The sequence below is a fragment of the Acinetobacter sp. ANC 4636 genome, assembly GCF_054454555.1.
The window spans coordinates 1-5,528 of record NZ_JBTKVD010000032.1 but is presented as its reverse complement, the minus strand read 5'-3'; the positions used below and the strand labels follow the sequence as shown (position 1 = coordinate 5,528).

The following is a 5,528-nucleotide window of genomic DNA, read 5'->3' as shown; positions in this document are numbered from 1 at the left end:
CTTTAGCCCAAGTTTACCTCAATATGAGTCTGATAAGGATAGCAGTACAACCTATGCCACATTAAGTGCAGGTAATATCACAATTGGTGGTAAGACAACAACAGTTGAAGAACTGGGTATACATAGCGATATAGCAACGGCAAACCGACAGCTTGAAACCTTACCTAACCTGCAAGAGATCCTCGATAAACAAAAAACTGTTGCTGCTGCTACATCAACAATTGTGGCGGCGACGAGAACATATAGTCAGAATCAGCAGATTGAAGCTGAGGAAGTGAAGAAAAATGCTGAAAAAAATGCAATAGCTGAATTGAAAGAAAAAGGTGGAGCAGATTGGGAAGAATATCAATCAAAAACTACTGATCTAGATAAACAGAAGTTTTTATTAGACCATTTTATTGAGTATCAATATATTTCAGATGAAGCACAGGCATGGGGAATAGGAGGAGATAAGAGTCGAGCTTTAAATGCTGTCACGACTGCGATTACAGGAGCATTAGGTGGGCAGACTGACTTGCAAGTGGTCACTAATACTTTAGCACCTTATGGATCTCAGTTAATTGGTGAAGCCTTTGGGCATGGTGAAGATAAAAATACCGCTGCCCAATTAGCTTCACATGCGATCCTTGGGGCTGTATTGGCGTATGTTAATAATGGAGATCCAGCGGCTGGAGGCAGTGCAGCCGTTGCAAGTGAAGCCGCAGCGAATTATTTCTCCAACCAATACAATGATGGTCGTACCGCAATTAATCCTCTTACAGGAGAGTTTGATCCGAATTTATTACCTGAAAATGTTAAAACTCAAATTAGAGATTTAACTGCTGCGATAGGAGCAGTTGTTGGAGGAACTGTTGGAGATTCTACGTTTAATGCACAGATTGCTGGAGTTGTTGGACAAAATGCAGTAGAGAATAATATTGATTCAATTAAAGATTATCAGAATGCCAAGAACAATTCAGACACAATGTATAAGAATACTTGTGCCATATTGGGCTTAAGTCCAAGTGATCCAGCATGTGGACAATACATAAGAAAAGAAGGGATTCAAATTTTAAAAGAAACAGCGCTAGTATTGATCCCTACTGAGCCATATGAATTAATTCCTATTGGAAAAGGTGTTGGTGTTGTTTTAAAGGGTACGAAAAAATTAATAGCTGTATATAAAGATGCCAAGACTGCTGAAAAAGCTGTAGAAAAAGCAGGGGCAAAAATTGAAAATAATATTTATAGAGATGATGCTTTTAAAGCAACAAACGTGAATGCGCAGGATGCATTAAATAGGAAACTTTCGGGATTAGAAAAAGCTCAAAAAATGGCTGAAGTAACAAAAACGTTACCTGATGGGAGAGTTAGATATTACAATAAAGAAGTCGCTGCAGCTAAAGATGGTCCAACAAGGGGGGCTTCTTTTGTGACAGAATATAATCCTAAAACTGGGACTGTTAGACAATGGATGGAAAGTTATGATCATAGTGGCAATATAATCAGAGTACATCCAAAATCAATAAATGGACAACCAGTAATTGGGCAGCATTACCCACCAACAGGAAAAGAAATACAGATGGGAGCTAAATAAATTGAGCAACGATTTAAATAGAGAATTATCTAAATTGAAAGATTTTGTATTTCAAAATTACGATCCAGTACAAGTATCTAGTAAGGCTATGGAAATTTATAATGACTATGCTTTGGAATTATCAACTTTTGCATCTGAAAAACTTATGATTTTAGTAGCGATGGATATGGGGGAAGAATTTGAGTTATCTAAGGATGAAGTTAAGAGTCTATTAGATGCTTTATTACAGGACTGTTCGGGAGTGTGAACTCGGTCTTGTTTGAATATACTGAAGTTTACTACAATCGAATCAGAAGGCATTCTGCCAATGGCTAGTTAAGCCCTGCAGCATTTGAGCAGCAATATTTTAAGAGCTTTTAGAGGGACTCGCTGTCCACGATACTCTCTAGGATCAGGGTGAAGTGTATCTGGTAAATAGAGTTTTTGGTCTCTAAGTACTTTTTAACGGTAACATCATTGACTCAAATCTCTATTTGCAACAGTGCCATCTTGCAGGAGTTTTATCAGATTACATTTAGGAAAAAGCTGTATAGCACATTCGAGGAATTACAAGCGGCACTGTTGCAAATAGCCATAGATGATAAGCTAAATACCCTTTTAGCTAAAAGTTCAGTATATGAATCCTTTCCATGGTCGACATTTTCAGGGTGAAATCATTCTTTGGGCCGTGCGCTGGTATTGTAAATATGGCATTAGCTATCGTGAACTTCAGGAAATGCTCGCTGAACGTGGTGTGTATGTTGATCACACGACGATTTATCGTTGGGTTCAACGTTATGCTCCTGAAATAGAAAAACGCTTACGCTGGTATTGGCGTAAGCCTAAAGAGCTGAGTTCATGGCATATTGATGAAACCTATGTAAAGGTGAACGGGCGATGGGCTTATTTGTATCGTGCAGTTGACCAACGTGGATATACGATTGATTTTTATCTTTCTTCTCGACGCAATACCAAATCAGCCTATTGTTTTCTTGGAAAGATTTTCAATAATGTGAAGAAATGGCAAATTCCAAGGGTGATCAATACAGATAAAGCACCGACCTATGGTTGTGCTTTATCACGATTAAAACGGGAAGGAAAATGCCCACCAGATCTTGAGCATAGGCAGATTAAGTACAAGAATAACGTGATTGAATGTGATCATGGCAAGCTAAAACGCATCCTCAGAGCCACATTAGGCTTCAAATCCATGAAGACGGCTTATGCCACAATTAAAGGTATTGAAGTGATGAGAGCACTCCGTAAAGGGCAAGCTTCATCATTTTATTATGGTCAGCCCGAGGGTGAAGTGTATCTTGTGAATAGAGTTTTTGGTCTCTAAGTACTTTTTAAAGGGAACACATCTACTCAAATCTCTATTTGCAACAGTGCCGTTTTTCGTGAAGCATTATTGGTAACAGACAAGTTGGTTGTACCTACTCAGGCAAGTTTGTTGGATCTGGAAGTGATTCCTTATTTGGAAGATAAGATTCAAAAAGTCAAAATAGATAACCCAACGCTTGAAGCATACATTGTCATTAATAAAGCGCCAACCAACCCGAAAAGCAGTGAGATTGAACAAGCCAAAGCATATCTTGCTGACTATCCAAATTTTAAACTTTTGCAAACTGTGATTAAGGATCGTAAGCAATTCCGTGATGCGATTGTGGAGGCGAAATCTGTATCTGAAATGAGCAGTAGTAAAGCAAAAGATGAGTTTAATGAATTTTTGATTGAGGTACTTTAATTATGGCTGACTTGGATAGATTTAAACGTGCCCGAGAGAAAACAGCTTTTATTGAAGATGCAAACTCAGATGTAAAAGCTCCAGAGTCTAAGACTAAGAAAATCACCACTCGAAATAAGAGTGAGGTTGAGCTAGAGCCAAACACTTTAAGTAATCGTGAGCGTTCACGCACGAAGCAAGGTCGTAATATTACCGTACCACTTTTCCCTGAAGAGCTAAAAGCAATTGAGGCTGCCGTTTCAAAGCTTTCTGAGCTTGGTGACACATCAATCAATGCTTTTATTCGTGAAATAATTTTAGCAAAGTGTGAAAAAATTGTTGGTAAAGATGAATATAAATCAATAGTTTCTGAAAAATTTAATGTTGTAAAAAACAAGTAGTACACTTGTTTTTTTACTTGTTTAATACATGTACTTTTGTTTTATTTTAAATTTAAAATAGTGTTATTCATTCTAAAAATTAGAAGAGAAAAGATCTAATTTTTAACAGTAAATATCCAGAAATTGTACCAACGGCAAGACCCAATAAAATAATATATAAATAGGTAAAGCTAAAATGAAAACTTCGATCGAAAATTAGATTAAAAACAAAAATACATGTTCCAGATAATCCACCTAATATTGTACTTACCAATAGGACGTCTTGAGTTTTCTTCATCTTTGGTAAAACAGATAGGTTCATAATTAAACTATAAAGAATAGATTGAATCCCAGAAAAAAATACAGACCCCAATAAAAGCAAGGAGAAAGTTCTTGCATAAAAAATACTATCTGGATTAATTACGAAATTTTCATAATGCTGTAAAAAGATCCAAATAAAAGAACTAAATAATAATAAGAGTGCGGATACAACTAATGGAATAAAAATCCCAATCACAATACACAAAAAAGTTTTTGCTAATTTCATAAATTTTCCCATTATGGAACTTTTCTATTTAATATTTCTAATAAACTCAATTGGTCATCGACGTATTCAATGTCTTCAATCAACAGGCATCTAGAGTTTGAGCTGATTTTAAAGTTTAAAAATTTAGGGATATGGTCATATTCAAGTCGAACTGTTACCAGTGTCTTGGCACTTTGTAATATTTTATATTTGTTTTGGTCTGGGTCATCTTGAGCAGCAGTCAAAATATTAAATTCAATATTACAGAGTCCCTGTATTTTTTCTGCGCATTTTTCATCTTTGATAATGAGGTTGGATAGCTTTTTGGAAAAGAATTGATTGAGTAGTGCAGGGCTTGCATCTTGTGTTGTATTGGATCCATCCACAGGAAAGGTTTTGTACAGGTCTTTTATTAGGGCGTCCGACTTTGTGTGGCAGGTGTTGGCTGAAGCGATGGTAGGCACGAAAAATAGGGTGGTGAATAAGTTTTTAAAGTTCATGATGATTATTATTTATTGTTGAGTTGGTTTGATTAAGCGGCGTATTGAATCTTGAGAGTTGGAAAATAGCAAGTAATATTTAAAAAAAATTAAACAGATAAGTAGTCATTCATATCAAATTAGGTCGTAAAAATACTGTGAAGATTTTCCTTGAAGAATTGAAAGTAATTGAAGCTACTGCCTTAAAGCTTTTTGAGTTCGGATATGTTTTAATTAATGCTTTTATTCAAAAAACTATTTTTGGATGGATGTGAAAAAATATTGATAGTGGATCAATATGAAACCATAATTTCTAAAAAATTTAATGTTAAAAACATGTTTTTTAGTTTTTTAATACATGTATTAAAAAGATTAATTTTATAGATTTTCATATCTTAATTGGGTTATTTAATATTTGTATTAAACAATTTTTAAAAGGTGCGAGATTTGATGATTTTGTGTGGATTAAACACTTCAAGTAATTTTTAGGTGAGGTTGTGATGTGAATACCCTATTTTTTTGTTTAAAAACAAAAATAAATAAAATTTAATATATTAAATAAAATTGTTTGAAAACAATAATTAATTTAATATTTTACATGTTTTTTTAATGTATTTTAATTTTTTATTAGTTGTTATAATATTTATCATTTGGAAAAATAAAAAAATTATATATTGTTGTTTTTTTACTCATAAAAAATCCACAATTTAAATTATTTGTGTAATGTTTGTAATATTTTGGTAATATGCCGCAAACTTTATACTTAAAAACTAATTAATATGTTTTCCAACATCTATATGATGAATAATAAAAAACTATTCATTTTTATGTTGTTACTCGCCAGTACTCCTACTTATGCCGT

Annotated in this window: 6 protein-coding genes and 2 pseudogenes; 6 read left to right on the top strand and 2 right to left on the bottom strand. The window is 34.2% G+C overall.

Annotated features, from left to right (window positions below; translation table 11 throughout):
• Nucleotides 1-169 precede the first annotated feature (169 nt).
• The 6 genes and pseudogenes from ACX1N5_RS15575 to ACX1N5_RS15550 form a co-directional block, all read left to right on the top strand.
• Nucleotides 170-926 (top strand): annotated as a pseudogene (locus tag ACX1N5_RS15575) (VENN motif pre-toxin domain-containing protein); the annotation flags it as partial.
• Nucleotides 927-1,577: 651 nt separating this feature from the next.
• A complete protein-coding gene (locus ACX1N5_RS15570) occupies nucleotides 1,578-1,823 on the top strand; it encodes a hypothetical protein (protein WP_458803534.1) in 246 nt (81 codons plus the stop codon).
• Nucleotides 1,823-1,965, top strand: a pseudogene (locus ACX1N5_RS15565) (IS3 family transposase); the annotation flags it as partial. The gene ACX1N5_RS15570 and the pseudogene ACX1N5_RS15565, both read left to right, overlap by 1 nt.
• 227 nt (nucleotides 1,966-2,192) lie before the next feature.
• A complete protein-coding gene (locus ACX1N5_RS15560; protein WP_458803532.1) occupies nucleotides 2,193-2,897 on the top strand; it encodes an IS6 family transposase in 705 nt (234 codons plus the stop codon).
• Nucleotides 2,898-2,981: 84 nt separating this feature from the next.
• A complete protein-coding gene (locus ACX1N5_RS15555) occupies nucleotides 2,982-3,302 on the top strand; it encodes a hypothetical protein (RefSeq protein WP_458803530.1) in 321 nt (106 codons plus the stop codon).
• A gap of 2 nt (nucleotides 3,303-3,304) precedes the next feature.
• Nucleotides 3,305-3,682, top strand: a complete 378-nt coding sequence (locus ACX1N5_RS15550; protein WP_458803529.1) for a hypothetical protein — start codon at nucleotides 3,305-3,307, stop codon at nucleotides 3,680-3,682.
• Between the two features lie 79 nt (nucleotides 3,683-3,761).
• Here ACX1N5_RS15550 and ACX1N5_RS15545 read toward each other — a convergent pair whose 3' ends face one another.
• Together ACX1N5_RS15545 and ACX1N5_RS15540 are read right to left on the bottom strand one after the other, a co-directional pair.
• The gene (locus ACX1N5_RS15545) at nucleotides 3,762-4,208 is read right to left on the bottom strand and encodes a hypothetical protein (protein ID WP_458803527.1); all 447 of its coding nucleotides are present in this window, start codon (nucleotides 4,206-4,208) and stop codon (nucleotides 3,762-3,764) included.
• Between the two features lie 11 nt (nucleotides 4,209-4,219).
• Nucleotides 4,220-4,687, bottom strand: a complete 468-nt coding sequence (locus ACX1N5_RS15540; protein ID WP_458803525.1) for a hypothetical protein — start codon at nucleotides 4,685-4,687, stop codon at nucleotides 4,220-4,222.
• Nucleotides 4,688-5,528: the final 841 nt, after the last annotated feature.